The 24,049-nt window shown below is 67.7% G+C and carries 22 protein-coding genes; 11 read left to right on the forward strand and 11 right to left on the reverse strand.

What is annotated here, in order from left to right:
* Nucleotides 1–10: 10 nt before the first annotated feature.
* Genes ACO07J_RS03520 through ACO07J_RS03530 form a run of 3 tightly spaced genes read right to left on the reverse strand, consistent with a single transcriptional unit; the run spans nt 11 to nt 2,705 of the window.
* Entirely contained in the window at nt 11–934 is a 924-nt protein-coding gene (locus tag ACO07J_RS03520) for a PfkB family carbohydrate kinase (RefSeq protein WP_422026363.1), read from the reverse strand.
* Nucleotides 931–1,956 (reverse strand): ADP-ribosylglycohydrolase family protein, encoded by a 1,026-nt coding sequence (locus ACO07J_RS03525; RefSeq protein ID WP_422026365.1) that lies wholly within the window; start codon nt 1,954–1,956, stop codon nt 931–933. The genes ACO07J_RS03520 and ACO07J_RS03525 overlap by 4 nt, the downstream gene beginning before the upstream one ends.
* Before the next feature lie 11 nt (nt 1,957–1,967).
* Nucleotides 1,968–2,705, reverse strand: a complete 738-nt coding sequence (locus tag ACO07J_RS03530; RefSeq protein WP_422026367.1) for a GntR family transcriptional regulator — start codon at nt 2,703–2,705, stop codon at nt 1,968–1,970.
* A 140-nt stretch (nt 2,706–2,845) separates the two neighbouring features.
* Between ACO07J_RS03530 and ACO07J_RS03535 the strand changes: the two genes are divergently transcribed.
* Entirely contained in the window at nt 2,846–3,652 is an 807-nt protein-coding gene (locus ACO07J_RS03535; protein WP_422026369.1) for an enoyl-CoA hydratase/isomerase family protein, read from the forward strand.
* A gap of 5 nt (nt 3,653–3,657) precedes the next feature.
* Nucleotides 3,658–5,259, forward strand: coding sequence for an AMP-binding protein (locus ACO07J_RS03540; RefSeq protein WP_422026371.1), 1,602 nt, complete (start codon nt 3,658–3,660; stop codon nt 5,257–5,259).
* A gap of 6 nt (nt 5,260–5,265) precedes the next feature.
* Here the strand turns inward: ACO07J_RS03540 and ACO07J_RS03545 are convergent, their stop codons facing one another.
* Together ACO07J_RS03545 and ACO07J_RS03550 are read right to left on the reverse strand one after the other, a co-directional pair.
* Complete coding sequence (locus ACO07J_RS03545) at nt 5,266–6,084, reverse strand: SDR family NAD(P)-dependent oxidoreductase (RefSeq protein ID WP_422026373.1); 819 nt, start codon at nt 6,082–6,084, stop codon at nt 5,266–5,268.
* A gap of 27 nt (nt 6,085–6,111) precedes the next feature.
* Nucleotides 6,112–7,080, reverse strand: coding sequence for an isopenicillin N synthase family dioxygenase (locus ACO07J_RS03550; RefSeq protein ID WP_422026375.1), 969 nt, complete (start codon nt 7,078–7,080; stop codon nt 6,112–6,114).
* A gap of 130 nt (nt 7,081–7,210) precedes the next feature.
* On the opposite strand from ACO07J_RS03550, the gene ACO07J_RS03555 reads away from it, so the two are divergent.
* On the forward strand, nt 7,211–8,173 hold the full coding sequence (locus ACO07J_RS03555) for a GlxA family transcriptional regulator (RefSeq protein ID WP_422026377.1): 963 nt from the start codon (nt 7,211–7,213) through the stop codon (nt 8,171–8,173).
* A gap of 31 nt (nt 8,174–8,204) precedes the next feature.
* Here ACO07J_RS03555 and ACO07J_RS03560 read toward each other — a convergent pair whose 3' ends face one another.
* Nucleotides 8,205–8,885: a GntR family transcriptional regulator gene (locus ACO07J_RS03560; protein WP_422026379.1), complete on the reverse strand. Its 681-nt coding sequence runs from the start codon at nt 8,883–8,885 to the stop codon at nt 8,205–8,207.
* A 113-nt stretch (nt 8,886–8,998) separates the two neighbouring features.
* Here ACO07J_RS03560 and ACO07J_RS03565 point away from each other — a divergent pair, with 113 nt between their 5' ends.
* Nucleotides 8,999–9,829 carry a phytanoyl-CoA dioxygenase family protein gene (locus tag ACO07J_RS03565; protein WP_422026381.1) on the forward strand — a complete coding sequence of 277 codons (831 nt, stop codon included), beginning with the start codon at nt 8,999–9,001 and terminating at the stop codon, nt 9,827–9,829.
* A 75-nt stretch (nt 9,830–9,904) separates the two neighbouring features.
* Here ACO07J_RS03565 and ACO07J_RS03570 read toward each other — a convergent pair whose 3' ends face one another.
* A complete protein-coding gene (locus ACO07J_RS03570) occupies nt 9,905–10,663 on the reverse strand; it encodes a pyrroline-5-carboxylate reductase family protein (RefSeq protein ID WP_422026383.1) in 759 nt (252 codons plus the stop codon).
* A gap of 152 nt (nt 10,664–10,815) precedes the next feature.
* Here ACO07J_RS03570 and ACO07J_RS03575 point away from each other — a divergent pair, with 152 nt between their 5' ends.
* Nucleotides 10,816–12,585 (forward strand): cobalamin-dependent protein, encoded by a 1,770-nt coding sequence (locus ACO07J_RS03575; RefSeq protein ID WP_422026385.1) that lies wholly within the window; start codon nt 10,816–10,818, stop codon nt 12,583–12,585.
* Nucleotides 12,586–12,763: 178 nt separating this feature from the next.
* Here the strand turns inward: ACO07J_RS03575 and ACO07J_RS03580 are convergent, their stop codons facing one another.
* Nucleotides 12,764–13,831, reverse strand: a complete 1,068-nt coding sequence (locus ACO07J_RS03580; protein ID WP_422026387.1) for a TauD/TfdA family dioxygenase — start codon at nt 13,829–13,831, stop codon at nt 12,764–12,766.
* A gap of 79 nt (nt 13,832–13,910) precedes the next feature.
* Between ACO07J_RS03580 and ACO07J_RS03585 the strand changes: the two genes are divergently transcribed.
* The 6 genes from ACO07J_RS03585 to ACO07J_RS03610 all read left to right on the forward strand — a co-directional run bounded on the left by ACO07J_RS03585 (nt 13,911) and on the right by ACO07J_RS03610 (nt 21,169).
* Nucleotides 13,911–14,825: a LysR family transcriptional regulator gene (locus ACO07J_RS03585; protein ID WP_422026389.1), complete on the forward strand. Its 915-nt coding sequence runs from the start codon at nt 13,911–13,913 to the stop codon at nt 14,823–14,825.
* Between the two features lie 289 nt (nt 14,826–15,114).
* The gene (locus ACO07J_RS03590; RefSeq protein ID WP_422026391.1) at nt 15,115–16,149 is read left to right on the forward strand and encodes a TonB family protein; all 1,035 of its coding nucleotides are present in this window, start codon (nt 15,115–15,117) and stop codon (nt 16,147–16,149) included.
* A gap of 177 nt (nt 16,150–16,326) precedes the next feature.
* Nucleotides 16,327–18,228 (forward strand): PAS domain-containing protein, encoded by a 1,902-nt coding sequence (locus ACO07J_RS03595; protein WP_422026393.1) that lies wholly within the window; start codon nt 16,327–16,329, stop codon nt 18,226–18,228.
* 39 nt (nt 18,229–18,267) lie between these two features.
* On the forward strand, nt 18,268–19,113 hold the full coding sequence (locus ACO07J_RS03600) for a CheR family methyltransferase (RefSeq protein ID WP_422026394.1): 846 nt from the start codon (nt 18,268–18,270) through the stop codon (nt 19,111–19,113).
* Nucleotides 19,110–19,595 (forward strand): chemotaxis protein CheD, encoded by a 486-nt coding sequence (locus ACO07J_RS03605; RefSeq protein ID WP_422026396.1) that lies wholly within the window; start codon nt 19,110–19,112, stop codon nt 19,593–19,595. The genes ACO07J_RS03600 and ACO07J_RS03605 overlap by 4 nt, the downstream gene beginning before the upstream one ends.
* Nucleotides 19,592–21,169 carry a chemotaxis protein CheW gene (locus ACO07J_RS03610; RefSeq protein ID WP_422026398.1) on the forward strand — a complete coding sequence of 526 codons (1,578 nt, stop codon included), beginning with the start codon at nt 19,592–19,594 and terminating at the stop codon, nt 21,167–21,169. The genes ACO07J_RS03605 and ACO07J_RS03610 overlap by 4 nt, the downstream gene beginning before the upstream one ends.
* 30 nt (nt 21,170–21,199) lie before the next feature.
* Here the strand turns inward: ACO07J_RS03610 and ACO07J_RS03615 are convergent, their stop codons facing one another.
* Genes ACO07J_RS03615 through ACO07J_RS03625 form a run of 3 tightly spaced genes read right to left on the reverse strand, consistent with a single transcriptional unit; the run spans nt 21,200 to nt 24,033 of the window.
* Nucleotides 21,200–22,483 (reverse strand): TRAP transporter large permease, encoded by a 1,284-nt coding sequence (locus tag ACO07J_RS03615; RefSeq protein ID WP_422026400.1) that lies wholly within the window; start codon nt 22,481–22,483, stop codon nt 21,200–21,202.
* Nucleotides 22,476–23,000, reverse strand: coding sequence for a TRAP transporter small permease (locus tag ACO07J_RS03620; protein WP_422026402.1), 525 nt, complete (start codon nt 22,998–23,000; stop codon nt 22,476–22,478). The genes ACO07J_RS03615 and ACO07J_RS03620 overlap by 8 nt, the downstream gene beginning before the upstream one ends.
* Before the next feature lie 52 nt (nt 23,001–23,052).
* The gene (locus ACO07J_RS03625) at nt 23,053–24,033 is read right to left on the reverse strand and encodes a TRAP transporter substrate-binding protein (RefSeq protein ID WP_422026404.1); all 981 of its coding nucleotides are present in this window, start codon (nt 24,031–24,033) and stop codon (nt 23,053–23,055) included.
* Between the last annotated feature and the right edge of the window lie 16 nt (nt 24,034–24,049).

Below are 24,049 nucleotides of genomic sequence, written 5' to 3' on the forward strand. Positions count from 1 at the left end.
CCGTCATCTCTCACACCGGCTCCGTCCGCGCCATCGCGGCCAGAACCTCCGCCCGTCCCGGCGCCGTCGCCGGCCCGTACCGCGTGGCCGACAAGGCCGCCGCCACGTTGGCATAGCGCGCGGCCTCCATCGGCCCGGCGCCCTGCGCCAACCGGGCGATGAAACTGCCCAGGTGCGTATCGCCGGCGCCGTTCGTATCCACCACCGCCACCGCGTGCGCCGCCACCGCCTCGCAGCCCTCCGCGCTCGCCACGACACAGCCTTCGGCCCCCAGCCGAACCACCGCACCGCCCCCGCGCTTGCCCGCCGCCAGCGCCCGTGCCGCCGCCACCGGGTCGCCATGCCCGGTCAGCACCTCCGCCTCCACGGCATTCGCACTCACCCACGCCGCCCGCTCACAGGCCCGCATCACCAGACCTCGGGGCAGGGCGGCCACCACCGGCGAGGGGTCGAAGACGAACCCGTCCACCTCCCCCTCGAGCCACGCGTCCAACGCCGGCGCCATCCCCTTGTAATGCAACGCATATCCCGACAGAAGAACCCAGTCATGCGGTACGCCCAGAACCCTTTCCAAAGCCTCCCGCCCCAACTGCCCGTCCGCGCCCTCGCTGGCCACGAAACTCCGCTCGCCCGTGGGCTCCACCATCACCGTACAGCACCCCTGGTCGCGCGCCTCATCCACCTCCCGCAATACCTCGATGCCTTCCGCCGCCAGCGCCCGCCGCGTCATCTCCCCGAACGGTCCGCTGCCGATCCCGCCGCCATAGCGCACCGCCATCCCGGCCCGCCGCGCCGCCACCATGGCGTTGAACCCGCCGCCCGGCGCCATGTCGAACCCCGTCACGATGGCCTCGCCCCCCGACCGCGGCAGCGCCTCGACCCGGTAGATCAGGTCCACCACCACGCCCGACAACTGCAACAGCCCCCCGCTCATGGCCCGGCCGCCCTGAGCGGGGCAGGGGCCTCGGCCACCCGCAGGGCCAGCAGCCCCTCCGCCACATCGTACAACTCCAATCGGTTCGCCCCCTCCAGCACCCGCCGCGCCTCGGCCGGGATCGCGCCCGCCCCGGCACAGGCCCCGGCCATGGCACAGGCAATCGCCCCGATCGTGTCCGTGTCATCCCCGATATTCGCCGCCAGCAGCCCGGCCCGCCACGGGTCGCCCCCCGCCAGCCGCACCAGCCCGAACGCCGCCGGCACCGACTGGTGCGTCGCCACCGAATTGCCCACCCGGTCGGCAAACGCCTCCGGCGCGGGCCCCTCGGCGGCATACTCCAGCGCCGCCGCGATCCGCCGCGCCATGTCATCCACCCCGGCACCATGCCCGCGCGTCTGACCCTCGCCCGCCGCCTCCAGCGCCAAGTCCAGCGCCGCCTCGAACCCGCGCCCCTCGACGCCCGCGCTGATCACCGCCGCCACCGCCGCCGCCCCGGCCACGGCCTCGCCGGTAAAATGCGTCATCCGGCAGGCCTGCTCGACCCGGTCCACCAGCGCGCTGACCGGGGCAGGGGCCGTCGCAATCCCCACCGGCGCGATCCGCATCGCCGCGCCGTTGGTGGTGCCGCCCCGCCCGGCCTCCGCCGCCGGCGTCCCGGCCAGCATCGCGTCCAGCGCCGCCTTCGTCGACGGGCCCAGCAGGTCGCGCAGCCCCCGCGCCTTCACATCCGCCTCCCAGTCCAGCAGATCCCGCGCCAGCGCCGCCTCGTCGATCCGCCCGGCCCCCGCGATCAGCCGATGCGCCAGCAGCAGCGCCTGCTCGGTATCGTCCGTCACCTGTCCGGCCACCAGACCGTGCGACACCGGATGATCCGCCACCGGCGCCACGAACCCCTCGATCCGCCCGTAAAGCCGCCCGATCTCGGCCCGCGACAAGGTCTGCCCCGGCATCCCCAGCGCATCGCCCATTGCCAGCCCCAGAAGGGCGCCAAGGGCCCGGTCCCGCTGATCCGCCGCCACGCCCATGCCCCTCAGAACCGCATGTGCAGGCCGAACCGCTCCGGGTCCAGCACGCTGCGCACGTATTCGATCACGCTGTCATCCGCCGCCCGCGTCAGCCGCCGGAGCAGCAGCATCGGCTCGCCCGCCTGCCGGCCCAGCACCGCGGCATCCTCCGTCGGCAACGCGGCCAGCACGTTCGCCCATTCATCCCCCTTCGCCACCCGCAAGCCCCGCTCGCGCAGCGTGTCCGTCAGCGACCCGTTGGTCAGCCCGTCGCGCAGGATATCCCCGAACCCCGCCCGCCACGGCACCCGGCTCCGTTCCAGCGACACCGCCCGCCCGGTGGCCACCCGGAACCGCAGCCGGTCCACCATCAGGCAGTCGCCCCGCACGTCCTCCGGCGCGTCGGGCAGGTCCATCGCGCCCCGCTCGATGCGCAGCACCCGGGTCCCGATCTCCTCCCCGCCCGAGGCCAGCGCCACGCTCCACCCCCGCCGGTCGTCGATCGTCCGCCCGCCATAGGTCACGAACGACCCGATCCCGCTCCGCGTGGTGATCAGCCCCTTGCCACTCAGGATCTCCAGGCTCTTCCGAACCGTGTTCCGGCTGACCGAGAACCGCTTCACCAGCGCGTTCTCGCTCTCCAGCGCCTCGCCCCGGCCCAGCTGCCCAGACATGATCTCGCGCTCCAACACCCCGGCGATCCGCACCGATTTCGGCGCGCCGATCAACTCGTCCCCTGTATCGGCATATCCCAGCTTGTTCATACCTGTACCCTAGGGCGCGACCGGGCCACCGGTCAACTGCCCCGCGCCATGCCTCTTGATCGGCGCCCGGCCTTCGGCAATCCTGTGCCGGTAGAACAGGACCGGCCCGCCCGACCGCGCCGGCACGAGGGAGGCTCCGAATGACCAGACTGCAATACGAGGTGAAGGACGGGATCGGCTGGATCCGCTTCAACCGGCCCGAAGTGCTCAACGCCTTCGACCCGCCCGAGGTGCGCCGCTTCGTCGAGGTCCTGCGCGAGGCCTCCGCCGACCCGGAGGTCAAGGCCATCATCATCGGCAGCCATGGCGAGGCGTTCAGCGTCGGCGACGACCTCAAGGTCGCGATGGAGGAATACCCCCAGATCCAGAGCGGCGAGATCCACCCGATCCTCGACATCGTCGAGGACATCACCGAGAACCTGCAGGAAATCCCCCGCATCATCCGCGCCGCCCGCAAGGTGGTCATCGCCTGCGTGCGCGGCTATGCCGTCGGCGCCGGTTTCGAGGTGGCGATCGACAGCGACCTCGTCGTCGCCGCCGAAAGCGCCATCTTCGGCTTCCCCGAATCCAACGCCGGGATGACCATCACCGGCGGCGCCTCCAAGCTGCTGCCGCTGATCGTCGGGATGAACAAGGCCCGCGAACTGGTGCTGACCGGCGAATTCATCGACGCGGCCGAGGGCCACCGCATCGGCCTCGTCAACAAGCTCGTCCCCGACGGCGAGGAGGAGGCGGCGGCCGAGGCCATGGCCCGCCGCATCATCTCCCGCGCGCCGCTCGCCACCGTCGCCCACAAGCGGATGCTGCAACGCGTGGTCGACGCCGATTTCGAAACCGCGCTGGAGCTGGAAAAGCAGACGATCACCAACCTGATCTATACCGAGGATTACGGCGAAGCGATCCGCGCCTTCTCCGAAAAGCGCCCGCCGAAATTCAAGGGGCGCTAGGGCCCATGGCGCCCGCCGAGCCCCTTGCCGACCCCCTCCGCGAGCGCGACCTCGCCACCGTCCTGGCCCGCCGCATCGCCGACCGGCCCGATGCCACATGGATCGCCACGCCGGAGCGGAACTACACCTACGCCGAGATGGGCGACCGCTCCGCCCGGCTGGCCCAAGGCCTCTCAACCCTCGGCCCCGCGCCGGGCGAGACGATCCTCAGCATGCTCCCCGACGGGATCGAGGTGATCGACCTCTGGTGCGCGCTGGCCCGCACCGGCATCGTCGAGGTGCCGCTCAACAACCACTACCTCGGCGACATCCTCGCCTACATGATCAACGACTCGCTCGCCCGCGACATGGTCATCCACACCGACTTCCTCGACCGCCTCCCGCCCATCGCCGACCGCCTCGACCACCTCACCCGCCTCATCGTCACCGGCGAGGGCGACCTGCCCGAAGGCCTCGACCGCTTCGACATCCTCCCCCTCGCAGACCTCTACGCCGACACCCCCTTCACCGGCGCAGGCCCCCGCTACAACGACATCATGGCGGTCATGTACACCTCTGGCACCACCGGCCCCTCCAAGGGCGCGATGATGACCCACGCCCATGTCTACGAATACGCCTTCGGCGTGACCGAGATGCTCGCCCTCCGCGACACCGACACCTATTTCGCCCCGATCCCGCTCTTCCACATCGCCGGCCGCTTCGCCGTGGTCTACGCCGCCTGCATCGCCGGCTGCACCGCCGTCGTCCAGGGCGGCTTCCACACCGACAGCTTCTGGCACGACATCCGCCGCCACGGCGCCACCACCTCCTTCCTGCTCGGCGCCATGGCAAGCTTCCTCTACCGCCAGCCCGAAACCCCGTCCGACGCCGACACCCCGCTCGACCGCCTGCTCATGGTTCCCCTCATCCCCGAGGTCGAGGAGTTCAAACGCCGCTTCGCCTGCCGCGTCTCCACCACCTGGGGCGGGACCGAGATGAACTGCCCCACGCGCTCGGGCTTCGACCTGCACGACGCGAAAACCTGCGGCCGCGTGGCCGAGGACCGCTACGAGGTCCGCCTCGTCGACGCCGATGACGAGGAGGTCCCCAACGGCACCCCCGGCGAAGCCATCGTGCGCGCCAAACGCCCCTGGATCATGTCGGCAGGCTACTGGAACCACCCGGAATGGACGGCCAAGGCCTGGCGCAACCAGTGGCTCCACACCGGCGACATGCTGGTCCGCGACGACGCCGGCAACTTCGCCTTCGTCGACCGGGTCAAGGACGCCATCCGCAGACGGGGCGAGAACATCTCCTCCATGGAGGTCGAACAACAGATCCTTGCCCACCCCTCGGTGCTCGAATGCGCGGTCATCCCGGTCGCCTCGGCCGATACCGAGCAGGAGGTGATGGCCGTCCTCGTCCTCAGGCCCGGCGCCGCGTGGGAACCGCATGCCCTCATCGACTTCCTCACCCCCCGCATGCCCGCCTTCATGATCCCCCGCTACCTCGACCGCGCCGAAAGCCTGCCGAAAACCCAGACCGGCAAGATCCAGAAATTCCCCCTGCGCGAGGCGGGGGTGACCGAAACCACATGGGACCGCGGAACCAGACGCAAGAACCGCTGACGCGCCCTAGATCCCGCAGGGCACCCCGCCCGACACCGGCAGCGCCACGCCGGTCACGTAGCCCGAGGCCGGCCCGGCCAGGTAGGCGATCGCCTTCGCAACCTCCTCCGGCCGACCCGCCCGCCGAAGCGCCACGGCAGCATAGCGCTGCGCCTTGACCTCCTCCATCGCAAGGCCCTGCTCGCGCGAAAGCCGCTCGTTCACCGCCATGTGCATGTCGGTCTCCGTATAGCCGGGGCAGACCGCGTTACACCGGATTCCGTCCACCCCATGCTCCGACGCGATCGTCTTGGTCAGCCCGATCAGCCCGTGTTTCATCGTCGTATAGGCGCCAAAGCCCGGCTCGGCCCCAAGGCTGCCGGTCGACCCGATATTGATGATCGACCCGCCCCGCGCCCGCAGAAGCGGGATCGCCGCCTGGCACATCAGGACCACCCCCAGAAGGTTCACCTCGTAGCTGAGTGTCCAGTCCTCGGGCCGGCTGTCGATGAACGCCCCCGTCCCGACAAGCGACGCGGCATTGTTGACCAGGATATCGAGCCCCCCGAACGCCTCCACCGTGCGCGCCATGCACACGGCAACATCCGCGCCCTTCGTCACGTCCACTTCCAGCGCCAGCGCCTCCCCGCCGTCGCCGCGTATCTGCTCCGCCAACGCCTGCAACAGGTCAAGCTTCTCCGCCGTCCCGTCCGCCGCCTTCCCGGCAATGTCCGTCACGACAACCCGCGCCCCTTCCCTCGACAACTCCAGCGCCGTGGCCCGGCCGATACCGCTGGGCGCCGAGGCACCGGTCACGATCGCGGTCTTCCCCTCAAGTGTCTGCATGTCTCTCACTCCTGTCTGCCGTCCGGTCTACACGATGCGCGGGTCGATATCCGCGTCGATCGGCGCCGAATCCGGCCAGTTCCCCGCGATGATCGCCCGGTGCCAGCGTTCCATCCTGATGGCCTGCCGGTCATAGCCTTCGCTCCTTGCCCCCGCCGGCTCGATCACCGCGTCGAAACGCGGCGTGGCGAAATACGGGAAGGAATAGCGCTCCCGTCCGCTCCGGTTGATGACCTTGTGCGGGGTCGATTTGAACACGCCCCCGCTCCAGTGCTCCAGCACGTCGCCGATATTCACGATGAACGCCCCCTCCGGCGCCTCGGCCTCGATCCAGTCGCCGCCGCGCGTCTGCACCAGCAACCCGCCCACCGGATCGGGATAGAGGATCGTGAAGGCGGAACTGTCCTTGTGCGGGTGAATGCCGAACCCGCCCGACGCACCGTCCATCGCCGGGTAATGCAGCAACGTCATGCCGGTCAGCGGCTGCCGGAAGAACGGCAGGAAAAACCCCTCCTCCCTGCCCAACGCCAGCCCGAACACCCGCAACAGCCGGTCCGCCACCCGGTCCAGCGCCGCCCAATACTCCGCCACGGCCGCCTTCGCGCCCTCCAGCCCCTCGGGCCACAGGTTCGGGCCGTAAAGGTCGCAATCCTCGCGCAGCGGGTCGTCGGCGGCCACGTCGAGATGCAGCTTGAACCCCTCGTACTGGTCCGGTGCCGCATCGCCCGAGGCCGGCGTGAAGAACCCGAGCGGAATGTACCCCCGGTAATCCCCGGGCGTGATCCGGTGCGCTGCCTTCACGGGGGCGGGCTGGTCGAACACCTCGACCACCGCCCCGCGCATCCGGGCGATGATCTCCGGCGCCACGCCATGCCCGTCGACGTAAAGAAAACCGATCTCGGTACAGGACCGCCGCACCGTCTCCACCACCTCTCGGCGGATGGCAGGGTCGTCCGACTGGACGTCGTTCAAGTGAATGATTGGAATGCTGGTCATTGGGGCCACCCCTCTGGTTCGTGCCGCGTCTCCTCCCTGTCTGCGGCGGCCCCGGCGCGAATACTTGCCCGATCCGGCCAAATATTTTAAGTTTCAGGCCATAGACCCGGAAACCGCCCCGAACCCGCCCATGCCATCGCCGCGTCCCACCGTCATCGGGGTCGTCCTGATCCCCGAATTCTCGCAGCTCGTTCTCACCCTGCTGACCGAGCTTCTGCGCATCTCCCAGCTCAGGAAGCCCGACATGTTCCGCACCCGGCTCTTCAGCGCCGACGGGCAGCCGGTCCTCGCCAGCAACCGAAAGGCCCAGCCAGTCGATGCCGCCCTGCACGACGCCGGAACTGTCGATGTCGCGGTCGCCTGCGCCTCCTACCGCCCGTTCAGCCATCTCGACCCGAAAGTGCTGAACTGGCTGCGAGTGCAGGAACGGCACCGCGCCCGCATCTGCGGCGTCGATACCGGGACCATCGCGCTGGCCGAGGCCGGGCTCTTGCGCGGCCGCCGCGCCACCCTCCACTGGGACGACCTCGCGCTCGCGCGCAGCCGCTACCCCGAGACCGAGTTCACCAGCGCGCTGGTCGAGCGGGACGGCCGGTTCATCACCTCGCCCGGCTCCCTCGGCACGACCGATTTCGCCCTCGACCTGATCGCCACCATCGCCGGGCGCGACATGGCCGACAACGTGCTCGATCTGGCCATCCACGACCGCAACCAGCCGCAGGGTAAATTCGCCGACCCGGTCGTCGCGAGTGCGGTCGAAGCCATGGCCGCCAATATCGAGTTTCCGCTAAGCCTGTCGCAGGTCGCCGGCCGGGCCGGGGTCTCGGTGCGCCACCTTTCCCGCCTCTTCCGGGCCGAGACCGGGCAGTCCCCGGCGGCCTGCTATCTCGGCCTACGGCTCGATCACGCCAGCGACCTCGTCCAAAGAACCCGGTTCCCGCTGTCCGAGATCGCCTTCGCCTGCGGATTTCAGTCGCTGTCGTGGTTCAGCCGAAGCTTCAAGGCGCGCTTCGGCACCGGCCCGCGGGCGATGCGGCAATCGGCCCCCACCTCAAAAAGCGCCGCAGGAAACACCGACGCAATACCGACGTAATACCGACGCGATACCGACGTCCCGCAATCGGTCAGGCCACGTCGTCCGCATAGATCCGCGCCAGCGCCCTCTGCACCATCAAAAGCACCTCGTCGGTCGACCGCGCCAGGTGCTCCCGCAGGGTCTCGACGGCGGTTTTCCAGTCCCTGACCGCGATCGCCTCCAGCAGCCTTGCATGCTCCGCCAGCGCCTCCCCGTTCCGGTCCGGCGCCTCCAGGTTGATCCGGCGCACGAACCGGATCCGGTCATTGATATTATGGAGAAATTTCATCCTCGGCCCGTTCCCGGCCATCGCCGCCAGCTCCAGGTGAAAGGCCTCGTCGGCGCTCACCAGCTCGTCCAGCGACAGGCTCTCCCCGCGCGCCAGTTCCGCCCGCCACTTGCCCACGAACGCGGCCAGTTCCGCATCCGTGGCCGACGACAGAACCACCACCAGCGCGCCGGTCTCCAGATCCAGCCTGACGTCGTATAAATCCGTTATTTCCCGGACACTTAGCTTCCGGCAGAAGAACCCCCGCCCGGGCTCCAGGCTGACCATCCCGTCCGCCACCAGCCGGTTCAGCGCCTCCCGGATCGGCGCCCGGCTCATCGACAGATCGGCGGCAATCTCCGACTCGTTCAGCCGCGCCCCCGGCTTGACATCGAACGCCACCAGCCGGTCCCGCAACCGCTCATACGCCATGTCCACCGTGCCCGCCGCCGCCTTCGCCATGCAACCTCCCGATCAGCCATCCCATCGTTGACAGAATGACCCTCGGCCGTCAATCTCGTCCGCAAAGCTGTCGACAGAATTGCGGACAGAGAATCCACCAACCGGAGATCCCCATGACCACAACGGAAAATTCACAGGTAGATCAGAGTGTTCTGCTCTCCGACGCCGAGTTGCAGCAGTATCGCGAGAAGGGCTGGATCGTCCCGAAATGGGAGATTCCCCAGGACCTCATCGCCGAGATGCGCCAGGAATACGACGACCTCCTCGACCGCAATCCGCACGTGGAATCCGACATCATCCTCGCCCCGCACCAGACCAATGGCGGCTCGATGGGCATCAAGGGCTCCGAACGCTGGCTCGACTTCGCGACCCAGCCGGAACTGATGGCCATCGCCCGCCAGCTCATCGGCGACGACATCATCCTCTGGGGCACCACCGTCTTCGGCAAACCCGCCCATAACGGCAAGGAAACCCCGTGGCACCAGGATGGCGGCTACTACCCGATCCGCCCGCTCGAAACCCTGACCATGTGGATCCCGCTGGATGACGTCACCCCCGAGAATGGCCCGATGAAATTCATCCCCGGCTCCCACAAGGCGCACGAGCTATTCAACCATTCCTGGAAGGACGGCGACGACAAGACCATCAACCTCGTCACCGATTCCGAGTATTTCGACGAGGACAAGGCCGAGCCCCTGATCCTGCGGGCGGGTCAGGTGTCGTTCCACGATGTCTACATGATCCACGGCTCCAGCGCGAACCGCACCGACAAGCGCCGCGCCGCCTTCATCGTGCGGCTGATGCCCGCGACTTCGCTCTACGATCACAAATTGGGTGCCGAGATCGGCAAGAAGCATCCCGCGCAAGGCTACGGCGTCCGCCCGCTCTACCTCGTCAGCGGGCAGGACAAGGCCGGCAACAACTTCTCGATCGGGCACGACTAGCGCGTGCCCATGCCGTCACCGCGAGGGCAGGGCAGGCGGGAGAAACCGGCGCGTCGCCAGTGGCTTACACCCGCCTCAGGCCTGCCCGCGCAGCTTCCGCAGCACGAGGTCGCAGGCCCCCGCCCACGCCTCCGGCACGCCTTCCGCCTCGATATGGCGCAGCCCCGCCTCGGTGATCCCGCCGGGGGTGCACAGGCTGGCAAGGATGTCGTCCATCGGCGCGTCCTGTTCGCCCTGTATCCGCCCCGAGGCCACGAAGGTCCGCGCCATCAACTGCCGCGCCGCCGCGGGGTCGAGCCCGTTGGCGATGCCCCATTCCGTGCCCGTCCGGATCATCGCCTGCGCCCAGCCATAGACGGCGGCGCTGACCGTGGCGGTCTCGAACTGCTCCTCGCTTTCAAGCGGGATCGGCGTGCCGATCGCCTCCAGGTAGGGGGCCACCTCCGCCCGCATCGGGTAGACGATCGTCGGGCTCGCGCCCAGCTCCGAGGCGGTGATCGGCATCACCCTGACCACCTCCGCCGGCGCGCTCGCCTCAGCCAGAAGGTCAATCCGCACCCCGGCACAGGCCGACATCAGCACCTGCCCCTCGCGCCACGGCAGGCCGCGCACGACCTCCGCCGCATCGCCGGGCCGCACCGCCAGCAAAACCACATCACACGCCTCCACCAGCGCGGCGTTGTCCTCGGCCAGCCCGAACCCGAACCGCTCCGCCATCTCCGGCCCGCGCCCGCGCGGCGACAGGCACACATCCCCTGCCGCCACACCGCCGTTCAGCAGGCCTTTCAGAACCGCCCCCGCCAGATGCCCGACGCCGATCACCCCAAGTTTCATGCCTCTATCCGCCTTTCCCTGCCTTGGGCCGCGCCACCTGTGCCAGCCCCGATGCTTGTCTCGTCCTCCCCGCCTGATAGGGTTTTCACGTCCCCGTTTCCACCCTCCCAAGCCAACCGCACCATGATACCCCACCCGACCGGAGCCGCCCGATGACCCCCGAGCCCGCGCTGACAGCCCCGGAGATGCGCCCCGGCGCCGACCTCCTTGCCAACGGACGCCGCATGGCCGCCGACTGGCCGCTGGGCACCTGCCTCTTCCTCGACACCGAGGGGGTCGCCTCGGAAGCCGCCTACAAGCGCCGCAAGGCCGCCGAGGGCCGCATCATGCAGCACGCCCATATCGGCTTCCGCAGCATCGACCGCACCGTCGCCGCCATGGCCGACCTGCACGCCTCCGCCCTGAAACGCGACGTGCGGATCGACCGGTTCGGCATCACCCTCGACTGGTCCATGGGCTACCCGCCCGACCGCCGCAAGGACGCGGGCCGCGGCACCGGCATCGTGCTGACCGACCCGCAGGATTTCGCCCGCATCACCAATGCCAGCCCCGCCGCCGCGCATTTCGGCGACTTCATGCTGGGCCTGCCCGGCGCGCTCCACAACGTGCAGGCCGCGCTGGTCGCGGGCGCCACCTCGATCGGCAACATGGGGCAGTATTTCACCTTCCGCCTGCCATACTGGGACGACGACGTCGCCACCACCGAGGCCACCGTCACCGCCCTCGGCCTGATCGCCGCGCAGGAGGCCGACATCCTCGTCCACTCCAACCTCGATGACGGCTTCGCCGGGCTCTTCCTCGACATGACCAGCGCCTTCGGCATGATGCTGATCGAGAAGCACATCGTCGAGGACCTGATCGGCGCCAGCGCCTCCTTCTGCTTCGGCCACCATTTCTCCTCGCCCCTGACCCGCGCCGCCTTTCTCGAGGCGCTGGCGCGCGAGGTCACGACGCCCGGCACCATGCTCTTCGGCAACACCGTCGCCTATCGCGGCACACCCGCGGCCAACTATGCCAGCCTCGCCAGCTATTTGCTGGCCGATATCGGCGCGCTGACCCGCGCCCATACCGGCCACGCCATCAACCCCGTGCCGGTGACCGAGAACCTGCGCATCCCCGATGTCGACGAGATCCTCGACGCCCAGACCTTTGCCGCAAGGCTGGCCGAGCACGCTCCGGCCCACGCCGCCCTGATCGACCGCACCCGGATCGACACGGTCGCCACCCAACTGGTCGAGGGCGGCCGCCGCTTCGCCGAAACCGCCCTTGCCGGGCTGGCCGATCGCGGCGTCGACACGGGCGACCCGGCGGCGCTCATGCTGGCCATCCGCCGGCTGGGCGCCAAGCGGATGGAGGCGCTCTGGGGGCAGGGCGCCCAGACGCAAGCCCGCCGCACGCCCCTCGTGCCCGCCGACTGGGCCGAGGAGCTTGACGAGATGGCCGCCGACTGGGTCGCCCGCGCCCGGGCAAAGGACGGCCCGCTCGCCCCCCTCCGCGTGACCATCGGCACCACCGACGTGCACGAGCACGGCGCCTATCTCGTCAGCCGGGCGCTCGACGGGCTGGAGGCCGAGGTGCTCGACGCGGGCGTCGCCCTGGATGCCGAGGTGCTGGTCGACCGCGCCGTGCAGGCCGGGGCGGACGTCATCGCCATCAGCACCTATAACGGCATCGCGCTGGGCTATGCCTGCAAGGTCATGGACGAACTCGCCCGCCGCGGCCTCGACCTCCCCGTCCTGATCGGCGGCAAGCTGAACCAGATCCCCGAGAACTCCAACTCCGACCTGCCGGCCGACGTGACGCCCCAGATCGCCGAGACCGGCGCCATCCCCTGCGCCGGGCTTGACGACATGCTGACAGCGCTCCGGCGCATCCTCCGCAAGGCCACGGCGGAGGCGCAACAGCCCGCCCGGCCGCTTTGACAAACCGCCGGCTTTCCCTATCGTTCCAATGTTGGAATCAATTTGGCGGGCAGGGGCATCATGGCGGATAACTCGATCGACCTCGAAAGCCCCATCGTCCCCGGCAACCACGACATGGGCACCCCGGAAGAGACCACCCTCCCGGACGCGCCGAAAGGGTAGGGGCGGCATACCCCGGCTAGTCGAGCGGGGCGTGGAGCCGCGTCTCCCTCGTGATGATCCCGCCGCGATTGCCGATCTCGATTGAGCCATACCGCTCCCGGAAACACTCCGGCAGCGGGCGATCCCCTTCCAGCGACAGCCAGAGGCGCAGCAGGTGGCGGCGTTCCTTCGGGTCGGGCCAGTCGAGAAAGCCGGTCCGGTCATGCAGCTGCGAATGGTTGTAGACGAACTGCATGTCCCCCGGCTCGAGGTCCATGGCGAAGTTCAGCTCCGGGTCGTCGGCCAGCCGGTCGAACATGTCGAGCGCCTCGACATGCTCTGGCGTCAGCCGCATCGCCTCGTCGAACCGCTGGGCGCTGTCGATATACTGGCGCTGGTAGAAGACCGTCAGGCACCCCTCGTGCCAGTTCAGCACCGGGATCTCCATGTAGGGCTTCGCGCCCTCCGGCACCTCGCCCCGCCGGTCCGTGGCGATCGGGTCGAACAGCTTCAACAGCAGGTCCGGCCGCTCCGCCCGCATCCGGTTGTAGATGCTCTCGGCGCTGACCAGCAGCGACCGGCCGCCTTCCTTCGCCTTCTTCAGGCACAACAGGCCCACCACGTCGGCGCTGTCGGTATGGAAGGTCTGCCGGGCCGAGGTCTGGTAGATCCGGCTGTTCGGGTCGTTGGCATCCGCCCCGGTATCCCGCACATGGCCAAGGATGTGACCTTGGGCATTCTGCGACCGCGCGCTGCCGATATGCGCGCCGATCCCGCAGAAGATGGTCGCCGCCATCTTCTGGCTGTACTCCGAAACCGGCAAGCCGCGCAGCACCTCGACGCCCACGCCCTCACGCATCGTGCACCGCAACTCCTCCAGGTGGCCGGTGAAGCGCTGCAGCGGAAAATCTTCCCGCGTGATCTCGCCCACGTCCCGGCCAAGGCCCAGGAAATGCTCCGCCGCCTGCTCCAGATCGGCGATATCCGCCTCGTCGAGCCGGTACAGCCACCGATCGGGATTGCCGGCCATATCGCGGCCAATCCAGGCAGACGGCCCGGTCAGCTTGTCCGGAAGGTCGTTCAGATCAATCGCAGCCGTGGTCATGTCGGTCTCCTCTTGGTGGCGCCATGTTTATGTTCTAGATTAATCAAATTGCACTTAAAAATGAGTTTCAATCATACTCATGCCCGACCCCTCCCTCACCGTCCTGCGCGCGCTGAAAAGCCTCCGCGAGACCGGCAGCGTCTCCCGCACCGCGGACGGGCTGGGGCTCACCCAATCCGCCGTCAGCCGCGCCGTCGCCGGATACGAACAGGCCACCGGCCTCACCCTGCTGCGTCGCGAGACACGGCCCCTGACCCTGACCGAGGCGGGCGAGGTGGTCGTCGCCCACGCCACCGACATCGACCGCTCGCTCGCGGCGCTCTCCGCAGAGCTTGCCGCGCTGCGCCAGAACCGTGCGGGCACCCTGCGCATCGGCTCCTTCGGGCCGACCGCCTCCACCCGTATCCTGCCCGACCTCCTGAGCCGCTTCCGCAAGGCCCACCCCCGCATCACCGTCAGCATCAAGGAAGGGCCCGACGACACCACCCGCGAGACGCTCTCGAAAGGGTTGACCGATGTCGCCGTGCTCTCCGACCCGGTCGATGATCTCGACGCCCTGCCCATCGCCACCGACCGGCTCGTCGCGCTCCTTCCGGACGGGCACCCGCTGACGGCACGACCGGCCGTCTCGCCCGGTGATCTGGCCGCCTTGCCCTTCATCATGACCCTCGCCGGCAACGAGCCTGCCATCCTTGACTGGTTCCGGGCCGCCGGGCACCGCCCCGACACGCGCCACCGCGTTCAGCAGACCCATTCCATCCTCGCACTGGTCGGCGCGGGGCAGGGGGCCGCCATCGTCGCCTCGCTCTCCCTGCCGCAGGACATGGCGGGCGTCCGCACCGTGCCGCTGACGCCGGGCACGGAACGGCAGATCTACCTCGTGAAGAAACCGGGCACCCCCCGGTCGACCGCGGTCACCGCCTTCTGGGATGTCGCGCGCGGCGCCGGCCTCCGGCTGCCGGGCGCAGACGACACGGCCCGGCCCGAACGATAACAGGTCATCAACTTTCCGGGAAACCCCGGCAAAAAACCGCGATTGTGCCCGTTTCCGGCCCCGCGTCCGATCCGCCCCCCGATGGACCGCGGCGCGCTCTTGCACTAACTATCAAACCGAACCACATAGCTCAGGCCCGTCCTGAACCAAGTCCCTTTGCGATCGGGGTCGCTCCGATGAGATGTTCGATCATGACAGCGCAGGTCGTCGCCCCGCTTCCGGGGCCGCTGGCGGCCGTGCCACGTCGGGTTGCTCCGCCGGGGGCCATGCCTGCGCCCCGGACCTGCTGATGATCAGACGCTCGCTTCTCGTCGCGGCGGTGGCGATCCTGCTGTCACTGCTCACGCACCTGTTGCTGCTGAACTTCGCCACGCGCGAGGTCAGCCGCACCGAGGGAAGCGCGCCCCCGCCGCCCCCCGATGTCAGCGGCACGTTCGACGATTTCGTCGAATCCGCCCCCGAGCCGGTCGAACCCGAACCGACCCCGCCGATGGAGAAACCCGAGGTCACCAGCCCCGATCAGGTCGAGGACTCGCTGGCGACCTCGAACGCCCTGGTCGAATCGGACAATCCGCAAAGCGACATCACGCCCGGCACCGACGCGTCGGAAACGATCACGCCCGATGCCGCCCAGCCGTCCGAGACCGGCGAAGAGGCGGAAACCGAGCTTGCCGCCCAGCAGCCCGAAACGCCCGATCCCACCCCCGAGACGGCACAGCCCGCCGAGGAAACGCCGGACACCCCGGATGACCCGGTCGAGGAGGCCCGGCAGCCCGACGCCCCCCAGGTCACCATCGAGGCAACCGAAGAGACCCCCGACATCCCCGCCACGCCCAGCGAGGACACCGTCGAGAGTACCGCCGTCACCCGCTCGCTGCGGCCGCCGAAACAGCGGCCCTCCACCGAGGCGCTGCGCAGCCCCGAAACGGCACAGGACGACGCGCAGCCCTCCGGCGATCAACGCACCCGCATCCAAAGCAGCGGCCTCGAATTGCTGGCACAGAACGGCGGCCTCGCCGCCGCAAGCGCTTCGGTCTTCGGCAATCTCGGCGCGTCGGGCAATGCCGAGGCGGCCAACTACGCGGGGCGGGTGCTGACCCACCTCAACAGCACCGCGCGGATGAGCACGTCGGAACGCGGTTCGGCCCGGGTTCAGTTCCAGATCAATGCCGACGGATCGATCGCCTGGGTCCGGGTCATCAACAGCTCCGGGTCCTCCGGTATCGACGAGGCGGCGGTCGCACAGGTCCGCAAATCGGCCCCCTTCCCGGCGCCGCCCGAGGGCACGACGCGCCAGATGGTGTTCGTCTACCACAGCCGGTAGCCATCGCGCCGCCCGCTTGCGGCTCACCCCGGGCACGGGCCGGCGCCCGTCGGCCAACACAGGTGAATTTTCGATAAATACCTGAAACGACACCGCCCGGTTCGGGCCGGTTTTTAACCGGGGCTTAAGCCGCGGCGCGGATGGTGCCCGGGTTATATCCAGACAAGGGCCGGGGACATGAACGCCAAGAGTAATGCGGTTGCCACAACCGACGCATCCAACGATGACCAGTACCTGCACGCAGTGGTCGAAGCCGTCCACCGCGTTCAGGCGGTGATCGAGTTCGACCTGAACGGCACGATCCTGACCGCGAACGACAATTTCCTGAAAACGCTCGGCTACGATCTGGCCGAGATCCAGGGCCGCCATCACAAGATGTTTTGCGATCCGCAGCTGGTGGCCTCCGACGCCTACCGCGATTTCTGGATGCAGCTTGCGATGGGCGAATTCATCGCCGGCGAATTCCAGCGCTTCGGCAAGAACGGGCGCGAGATCTGGATCAACGCTTCCTACAATCCGGTCTTCGATGCCGATGGCAAGCCGGTCAAGGTGGTCAAGTTCGCCACCGACATCACCGCCGAAAAGTTGCGCACGGCAGAGCAGGACAGCAAGTTCGCCGCGATCGACCGTGCCCAGGCGATGATCGAGTTCGAGCTCGACGGCACGATCCGCACCGCGAACGAAAACTTCCTGGCCGTGACCGGATACGGCCTCGACGAAATCACCGGGCGCCACCACCGCATCTTCTGCGATACCGACTATGCCGCCAGCAGCGAATACAAGGCGTTCTGGGCCGATCTGGCCGACGGGCAGTTCGCCTCCGGCGAATTCCAGCGCTTCGGCAAGAATGGCCGCGAAGTCTGGATCAACGCCACATACAACCCGATCCTCGATTCCCGTGGCAAACCCGTGAAGGTGGTGAAATTCGCCACCGACATCACAGCCGAGAAACGCCGCACCGCCGAGCAGGACGGCAAGATGGCCGCCATCAGCCGCGCCCAGGCCATCATCGAGTTCGAGCTCGACGGCACCATTCTCTCCGCGAACGAGAACTTCCTCGCGGTGACCGGCTATGCGCTGGACGAGATACGAGGCAAGCACCACCGCATGTTCTGCGACCCCGACTATGTCCGCAGCGGCGAATACAAGGCCTTCTGGTCCGACCTGGCGGCCGGGGAATTCGCGGCGGCACAGTACAAGCGCCTCGGCAAGAACGGCAAGGAGGTGTGGATCAGCGCGTCCTACAACCCGATCTTCGATGCCAGGGGCAAGCCGTTCAAGGTGGTCAAGTTCGCCACCGACATCACCGCCCAGAAGGCGGTGGAGGCGAACGTCTCCCGCATCGCCGCCGACTTCGTGGCGAAATCCGCCGATATCGACGAACAGGCCAAGAAGGTGGCGGAAGGGGCCCAGACCCTCGGCTGCACCACCGAGGAAATCAACGCCTCGGTCGAGGAACTCAGCGCCTCGATCGACTCCATCGCCCAGAACAGCGGCATGTCCGACGAAATCGCCAAGCGCACCAAGGACGAGGCCGATCTCGGCGCCAAGGCCATCGACCGCTCGATCGAGGCGATGGACCTGATCAACGCCTCCTCCGAAGAGATCAACGAGATCGTCAAGGTCATCAGCGAAATCGCCGGCCAGACCAACCTGCTCGCCTTCAACGCGGCGATCGAGGCGGCGCGCGCCGGTGAACACGGGCTCGGCTTCTCGGTCGTGGCCGACGAGGTGCGCAAACTGGCCGAGCGGTCGTCGCAGGCCACCAAGGAGATCACCAAGCTGATCAACGAGACGGTCAAGCGCGTGACCCAGGGCAGCGAGGTCTCGCGCGAGGCGGGCGCCGCCTTCACCAAGATCCTCGCCGGCATTTCCGACACCACCGAGTCCATCACCCAGATCTCCGTCGCCGCCAACGAACAGCAGACCGCCGCCCGCGACGTGGCCGAGGCGATCCAGAGCATCGTCGACGCCTCCGAACAGGCCGTCGTCGCCTCCGATTCCATCGCCGAAGCCACCGACGGGCTCCGGGTGGGGGCCGAGGGGCTGACCGACGAAATCGCGAAACTCGACGCCTGACACCACCAGGCCCGGCTCATTCAGGGAAAGTGCAGCAGCATGGAGAGCTCGAAAACCATGAGCGATGGCGATTTCGCGAAACTGCGCGCCATCGTCTACTCCCAGACCGGCATCAGCATCGGCGACGCGCGCCGTTCGCTTCTGGTCACCCGCCTCCGGCCGCGCCTGCGCGACCTCGGGCTGCCCGATTACCGGGCCTATATCACCCGTCTGTCAAAGGATCCGGCGGAACGGCAGGAACTCACCAACCGGGTCACCACGAACGAGACCTATTTCTACCGCACGCCCCGGGTCTGGACCTATTTCAACGATGTCTTCCTGCCCGATTTCGCGGCGCGGGTGCAGAACCGCCCGATGCGCGTCTGGTCCGCCGCCGCCTCCACCGGGGAAGAGGCCTACACCGCCGGCGTCTACCTCGAGGAGCAGCGCAACCGCTCCGAACGGTTCGACTATGCCATCCTGGGCACCGACATCTCCTCGCGCGTGATCGACGTGGCGACGGCCGGCCTCTACAAGGGCCGCCCCGTCGCCCGCTTCCGGCAGGAACAGCCCGACCTCTTCGACCGCCACATGACCGGCTCCGACGAGGCCGGCTTCAAGGCCGGCCCCAGGATCAGGTCGCGGATCCGCTTCCGGCAGCACAGCCTGCTCACCCCCTTGCGCAACACGGCGCTGTTCGACGCCATCTTCCTGCGCAACGTGCTGATCTACTTCACCGCCGCCGACCAGGAAACGATCCTCCGCCATGCCCGCGCGGCGCTGCATCCCGACGGGGTGCTCTTCATCGGCGAATCCGAATCCCTCAAGCATATCGACACCGATTTCGAACAGGTGGAGCCCATCATCTACCGCCCCGCCACCCGCGCGAAAGGGGGCGGCGCATGACCACCGCCCAGAAGATCCACGTCCAGATCGGCGAAGTGAAGACCGGCGGCCCGGGCGATATCCTGACCGCCATCCTCGGCTCCTGCATCGGCCTCGGCTTCCTCTACCCGGCCCGCGGCATCTTCGGTCTGGCGCATTGCCTGCTGTCCGACTCCGGTACGGTCACCGACACCATCGGCGGGCGGCACGTCGACCAGGCGGTGCGCTCCCTCGTCTCGCTGATGGACATCGGCCCGCTCGACAGGAAGCACATCAAGGCCATCGTCATCGGCGGCGCGAACATGACCATGCCACCCGACACCGACCCGCGGCGACTGGTCGGCACGGTCAATTCCGGAAGCGCCTACCGCGCCGTCCGCAAGCTGGGCCTGCGCAACATTCACGAGGACACCGGCGGCGTGTTCGGCCGACAGGTCACCATCGACTGCACCACCGGCGAATTTGACGTGGCACAGATCCCGCGCCTGGGGGAACGGACATGACCTCGCTGCCGACCGACCCCGCATCGGAACACCCCTCCGCCACGACCGACATGATCGCCCCGGGTCGCGGGCGCGATGCGGCGGACCAGACGATCTACGGCTCGTTCTGGCTGGACGGGATCGAATTCGCCCTCCGCGCCGGCGTGATCCGCGAGGTCGTGAACGAACCCGCGACGATCTCCGCCATGCCCCTGTCGCCCCGCTTCATGCGCGGCCTGATCAACCTGCGCGGCATGATCATCCCCGTCGTCGACCTGCGGGAGCTGCTGGAATTCCCCGCCGGGCAACCCTCCGACCGCAAGGTCGCCATCGTCGAGGATGGCGACCACCGCATCGGTCTTCTGGTCGACCGCACGGGCGAGGTGCTCAAGGTCGAGGAACGCTTCCGCGTCGATTTCCGCCCCCGTGACGGCCAGGTCAAGGACGTGGTCGTCGAAGGTCTGCTCAAGCTCGACGGCGGCGAACGCATCGTTCAGATCCTCGACCCGTGCGAGATCCTCAGCCTCGAGAAGGTGCCGCGCGGCCAGGCCCTGTCGGGCCTCCCGGGCGATCAGGGCCCCTCGCGCGGGCGGCGCTTCAACTGCCTCTCCTTCCAGTTCGGCCACACCACCTGTGCCATCGACCTGCGCCACGTGAAGGAGGTGATGGACGCCCCTGAAATCATGGATTCGATCCTCGTCCACGATTGCTTCATCGGCATCACCAACCTGCGCGGCGCGGTCATCCCGGTCGCCGATTTCCGCAAGTTCATGGGCGACGCGGCCGACTTGCGGTCGACCCGGGAAACACCCCCGAAACGCAAGATGCTGGTCGTCCAGACCGACGGCGGGCCGATTGGCCTGCTGGTCTATTCCATCGACAGCATCATCGCCTGTTTCGAGGACGAGGTGCTGCAATTCACCAAGCTGGCGCTGCCGCGCGCCGATATCGTCGAGGGCTGCCTTCTGGGCGCCGAGAACGAGATCGTCATGATGCTCGACTACGAGGTCATGAAGCGCGACCGGATCCTCGTCGACACCGCCCGCCGCTGCCGCGAGGTGCACCCGCCCGAGGAAACCGCCAGCACCGACCCGGAAAGCCGGACCGCCAGCGCGCGCCTGACCTTCATCGTCTTCGCCTTCGACAAGCGCTTCGCCCTCGAAACGTCACAGGTGAAGGAGGTGATCGACTACCCCGGCACCCTGCTGCAGCCGCCTTACGCCATCGAATTCGTCGACGGGGTCATCAACCTGCGCGGCGAACTCATAAGCCTGATCAACCCGCGCAAGCTGTACGGAATGCCGGCCTCGCGTCAGCATGGCGAAAAGGTCCTGATCTTCCGCAACGACGGCAACAAGTACGGGATCGTCGTCGATACGATCGACGAAATTGTCATCACCACCGAGAACAAGGTGTACGAGATGTCGGCTCTCAACCATCGGGACACGACCATGAAGATTGCCGAGGATGTCTGCGGATGCATTCAAAGCCCGACCCGTGGCAGCGTGATGATCCTCGACACCGGCGCCCTTCTCCGGCGCTGCTTCAGCCGGGCAGGGGGCCATGCGCTGGCCCCGGCCCCGGTAGGCGGATAGACCAGATCCTGATTCCTCGCTGGATCGGATTCAGAACCCGCTCACCCGGGGCAGCCATGTCGACAGGAACGGCACGAAGGTAATCGTCAGCAACGCCACCGCCAGCGCCAGGAAGAAGGGCGGCATCTCGCGGATCAGGGTCGAGGGTTTCAGCCCCATGGTCGAGGACACCACGAAAATCAGGCTGCCCACCGGCGGCGTCGTCAGGCCCAGCGTCAGGTTGACGATCACGATGATGGCAAAATGGTTCGGGTCGATCCCCAGCGCAAAGCTGATCGGCGCCAGGATCGGCACAAGGATCATCACCCCCGGCAGCGGGTCCATGAACAGCCCGAAGACGAGCAGCAGAAGGTTCACCGCCAGCAGGAACACGATCGGCGCCAGGTCCCAGGCGATGATCGTCTCGGCCAGGAATTGCGGAATGCTCTCGATGATCAGCACCCAGGCAAAGGCCCGCGCCGCCCCCAGGATCAGCAGCACCGCTCCCGAGGTCAGCGCCGCGCGCAGCACGATGCCGGGCAGGTCCCGCAACCGCAGCGAGCGATAGACGAACATCCCCACCAGCAGCGCATAGAACACCGCGATCACCGAGGCCTCGGTGGGCGTGAACACGCCGAACCGTATGCCGCCGACGATCAGCACCACAAGGATCAGCGCAGGCAGCGCGAAGAACGCGATCCGCGCGATCTCGGCCAGCGGCGGCATCGGCTCGCCCGAGGCATAGTTGCGCCGCTTGCTCTGCCGGGCATTGGCCAGCAGAACCATCAGCGTGATCAGCAGCCCCGGCAAAATCCCCGCCATGAACAGCGAGCCGACAGACACTTCCTGGTCCTGCATCGCGTAGATGATCATCGTGATCGACGGCGGGATGATCGGCCCGACTACGGCGCTCGAAATCGTCAGGGCGCTGGCATAGGGCCGGTCATAGCCGCCCTTTTCCATCATCCGGATCATCATCGTGCCCGGCCCCGCGGCATCGGCCAGCGCGCTGCCCGATATGCCCGCGAACATCGCCGAGCTGATCACGTTCGCATGGCCAAGCCCGCCGCGCATGTGCCCGACAAGCGATTGCGCCAGCCGCAAGATGGCCAGCGTCACCGCGCCCCCGGTCATGATCTCCGAGGCGAGGATGAAGAACGGCACCGCCAAAAGCGGAAAACTGTCGAGCCCCGCGAACATCTCCTTCACCACGACCAGCGGCTGATAGCTCGAGGCCAGCATGATCGCCGCGAAAGCCGAAATCGCCATCGCGAAGGCAACGGGCAGGCCAAGCGCCAGCAGAAGGAACAGCGCGGGAAACAGGATCTCAGCCATTGGCGCCGCCGGTGACCATTTCATCCGCGCCCTGGCCATCGAGCGGCTTGTAGGCCCCGGCCTCGATGAACGGCCGGGCGATCAGCAGCAGATGCACGATCAGCAGGGCGAACCCCACCGGCATCGCCGCGTATATGTAAATGAAGGGCAGGCGCAGCGCCGGGGTCATCTGGTACTGCATGCGCTGGGCATACTGCCAGCCGACGAACACCATGTAGCCGAAAAACGCCAGCAGGATCAGCACGATGACTGCCCTGAGAACCTTCTGCCCGGTCGTCGGAAGCACGTCCTGCAGGTTGGTAATCGCCACGTGGCCGCCGATCCGAAGGATCAGGCCCGCCCCGATGAAGGTCAGCCAGATCATCAGGTAGCGCGCCACCTCGTCCGCCCATGGCAGCGAATGCGAGGTCAGGTAGCGCAGCGCGATATTGGCCCCCACCACCAGGGCCATGCCCGACAGCATCAGGATCAGCGCCCAGCCGTTCAGCGCAACGAAGGCTCGCTCAATGCGTTTCAATGGCCACCCCCGGAAAGCGCGCCGGCGCCACGTGGGCGCCGGCACAATCTGCTCACTCGAAATCGACGATCGAGTCGACAAGGTCCTTGCCGTAGGTCTCGTAATATTCCTCGTAGGCCGAGGCGATCGACTCCTGGAAGGCGGCCTTCTGCTCGGCCGACAGCTCGTTCACTTCCATGCCGCGCTCCTTCAGCGTCTCGACGCCCGTGGTCTCCACATCGTCGACATAACCACGCATCGCGGTCACGGCCTCTGCCGCGGCCTTCTCGAACACGGCTTTCTGTTCGTCATCCAGCCCGTCCCAGAACGGCTTCGACACGATCAGCATCGCCGGCGAATAGACATGGCCCGACAGGGTCAGGTATTTCTGCACCTCGTCCAGCTTCACCGACACGATCACCGACAGGGGGTTCTCCTGCCCGTCGATCACACCCTGCTGCAGCGACGAGATCACCTCCGGCCACGCCATCGGCGTCGGCGCCGCGCCCATCGCGTTGAAGGCCGCCAGGTGAACCGGGTTCTCCATGGTGCGGATCTTCAGGCTCTGCACGTCTTCCGGCGTCTCGATCGGGTTACGGTTGTTGGTGATGTGGCGGAAGCCCTGCTCGCCCCAGGCCAGCCCGTGCAGGCCGACATCGTCGAACTTGGCCAGGATCTCCTGCCCGATCTCGCCATCCAGCACGGCGCGGGCATGGTCGAGGTCACGGAACAGGAAGGGGATGTCGAACACGCCGGTATCCGGCACGAAATTCGCCAGCGTGCCCGACGAGACGATGGTCGCCTCGATCGTGCCAAGCTGCAGCCCCTCGATCACCTCGCGCTCGCCGCCCAGGCCGGACGACGGGAAATGGTTGAACTCGAACGCGTCGCCGGTCTCGGCCTTGACGACCTCCTCGAACTTCGCGGCCGCGACGCCGTAGTGGCTGTCGGGGGCCAGCGCGTAGCCGATCTTCACTTCGGTCTGCGCGACGGCCGGAACGGCCAGGGCAAGGAAAACGCCGGTCGAAACCAGCCCGCGGGTCATAAACGTCATGGATATCCTCCCGTTG

Source organism: Roseovarius sp. (genome assembly GCF_965228755.1).
Classification (GTDB): Bacteria; Pseudomonadota; Alphaproteobacteria; order Rhodobacterales; family Rhodobacteraceae; genus Roseovarius.

Bases quoted from the DNA above. Each gene is read 5' to 3' on its own strand.
- ACO07J_RS03520 (WP_422026363.1), bottom strand. From the start codon at position 934: ATGAGCGGGGGGCTGTTGCAGTTGTCGGGCGTGGTGGTGGACCTGATC.
- ACO07J_RS03530 (WP_422026367.1), bottom strand. From the start codon at position 2,705: ATGAACAAGCTGGGATATGCCGATACAGGGGACGAGTTGATCGGCGCG.
- ACO07J_RS03535 (WP_422026369.1), top strand. From the start codon at position 2,846: ATGACCAGACTGCAATACGAGGTGAAGGACGGGATCGGCTGGATCCGC.
- ACO07J_RS03540 (WP_422026371.1), top strand. From the start codon at position 3,658: ATGGCGCCCGCCGAGCCCCTTGCCGACCCCCTCCGCGAGCGCGACCTC.
- ACO07J_RS03545 (WP_422026373.1), bottom strand. From the start codon at position 6,084: ATGCAGACACTTGAGGGGAAGACCGCGATCGTGACCGGTGCCTCGGCG.
- ACO07J_RS03550 (WP_422026375.1), bottom strand. From the start codon at position 7,080: ATGACCAGCATTCCAATCATTCACTTGAACGACGTCCAGTCGGACGAC.
- ACO07J_RS03555 (WP_422026377.1), top strand. From the start codon at position 7,211: ATGCCATCGCCGCGTCCCACCGTCATCGGGGTCGTCCTGATCCCCGAA.
- ACO07J_RS03560 (WP_422026379.1), bottom strand. From the start codon at position 8,885: ATGGCGAAGGCGGCGGCGGGCACGGTGGACATGGCGTATGAGCGGTTG.
- ACO07J_RS03565 (WP_422026381.1), top strand. From the start codon at position 8,999: ATGACCACAACGGAAAATTCACAGGTAGATCAGAGTGTTCTGCTCTCC.
- ACO07J_RS03570 (WP_422026383.1), bottom strand. From the start codon at position 10,663: ATGAAACTTGGGGTGATCGGCGTCGGGCATCTGGCGGGGGCGGTTCTG.
- ACO07J_RS03575 (WP_422026385.1), top strand. From the start codon at position 10,816: ATGACCCCCGAGCCCGCGCTGACAGCCCCGGAGATGCGCCCCGGCGCC.
- ACO07J_RS03580 (WP_422026387.1), bottom strand. From the start codon at position 13,831: ATGACCACGGCTGCGATTGATCTGAACGACCTTCCGGACAAGCTGACC.
- ACO07J_RS03585 (WP_422026389.1), top strand. From the start codon at position 13,911: ATGCCCGACCCCTCCCTCACCGTCCTGCGCGCGCTGAAAAGCCTCCGC.
- ACO07J_RS03590 (WP_422026391.1), top strand. From the start codon at position 15,115: ATGATCAGACGCTCGCTTCTCGTCGCGGCGGTGGCGATCCTGCTGTCA.
- ACO07J_RS03595 (WP_422026393.1), top strand. From the start codon at position 16,327: ATGAACGCCAAGAGTAATGCGGTTGCCACAACCGACGCATCCAACGAT.
- ACO07J_RS03600 (WP_422026394.1), top strand. From the start codon at position 18,268: ATGGAGAGCTCGAAAACCATGAGCGATGGCGATTTCGCGAAACTGCGC.
- ACO07J_RS03605 (WP_422026396.1), top strand. From the start codon at position 19,110: ATGACCACCGCCCAGAAGATCCACGTCCAGATCGGCGAAGTGAAGACC.
- ACO07J_RS03610 (WP_422026398.1), top strand. From the start codon at position 19,592: ATGACCTCGCTGCCGACCGACCCCGCATCGGAACACCCCTCCGCCACG.
- ACO07J_RS03615 (WP_422026400.1), bottom strand. From the start codon at position 22,483: ATGGCTGAGATCCTGTTTCCCGCGCTGTTCCTTCTGCTGGCGCTTGGC.
- ACO07J_RS03625 (WP_422026404.1), bottom strand. From the start codon at position 24,033: ATGACGTTTATGACCCGCGGGCTGGTTTCGACCGGCGTTTTCCTTGCC.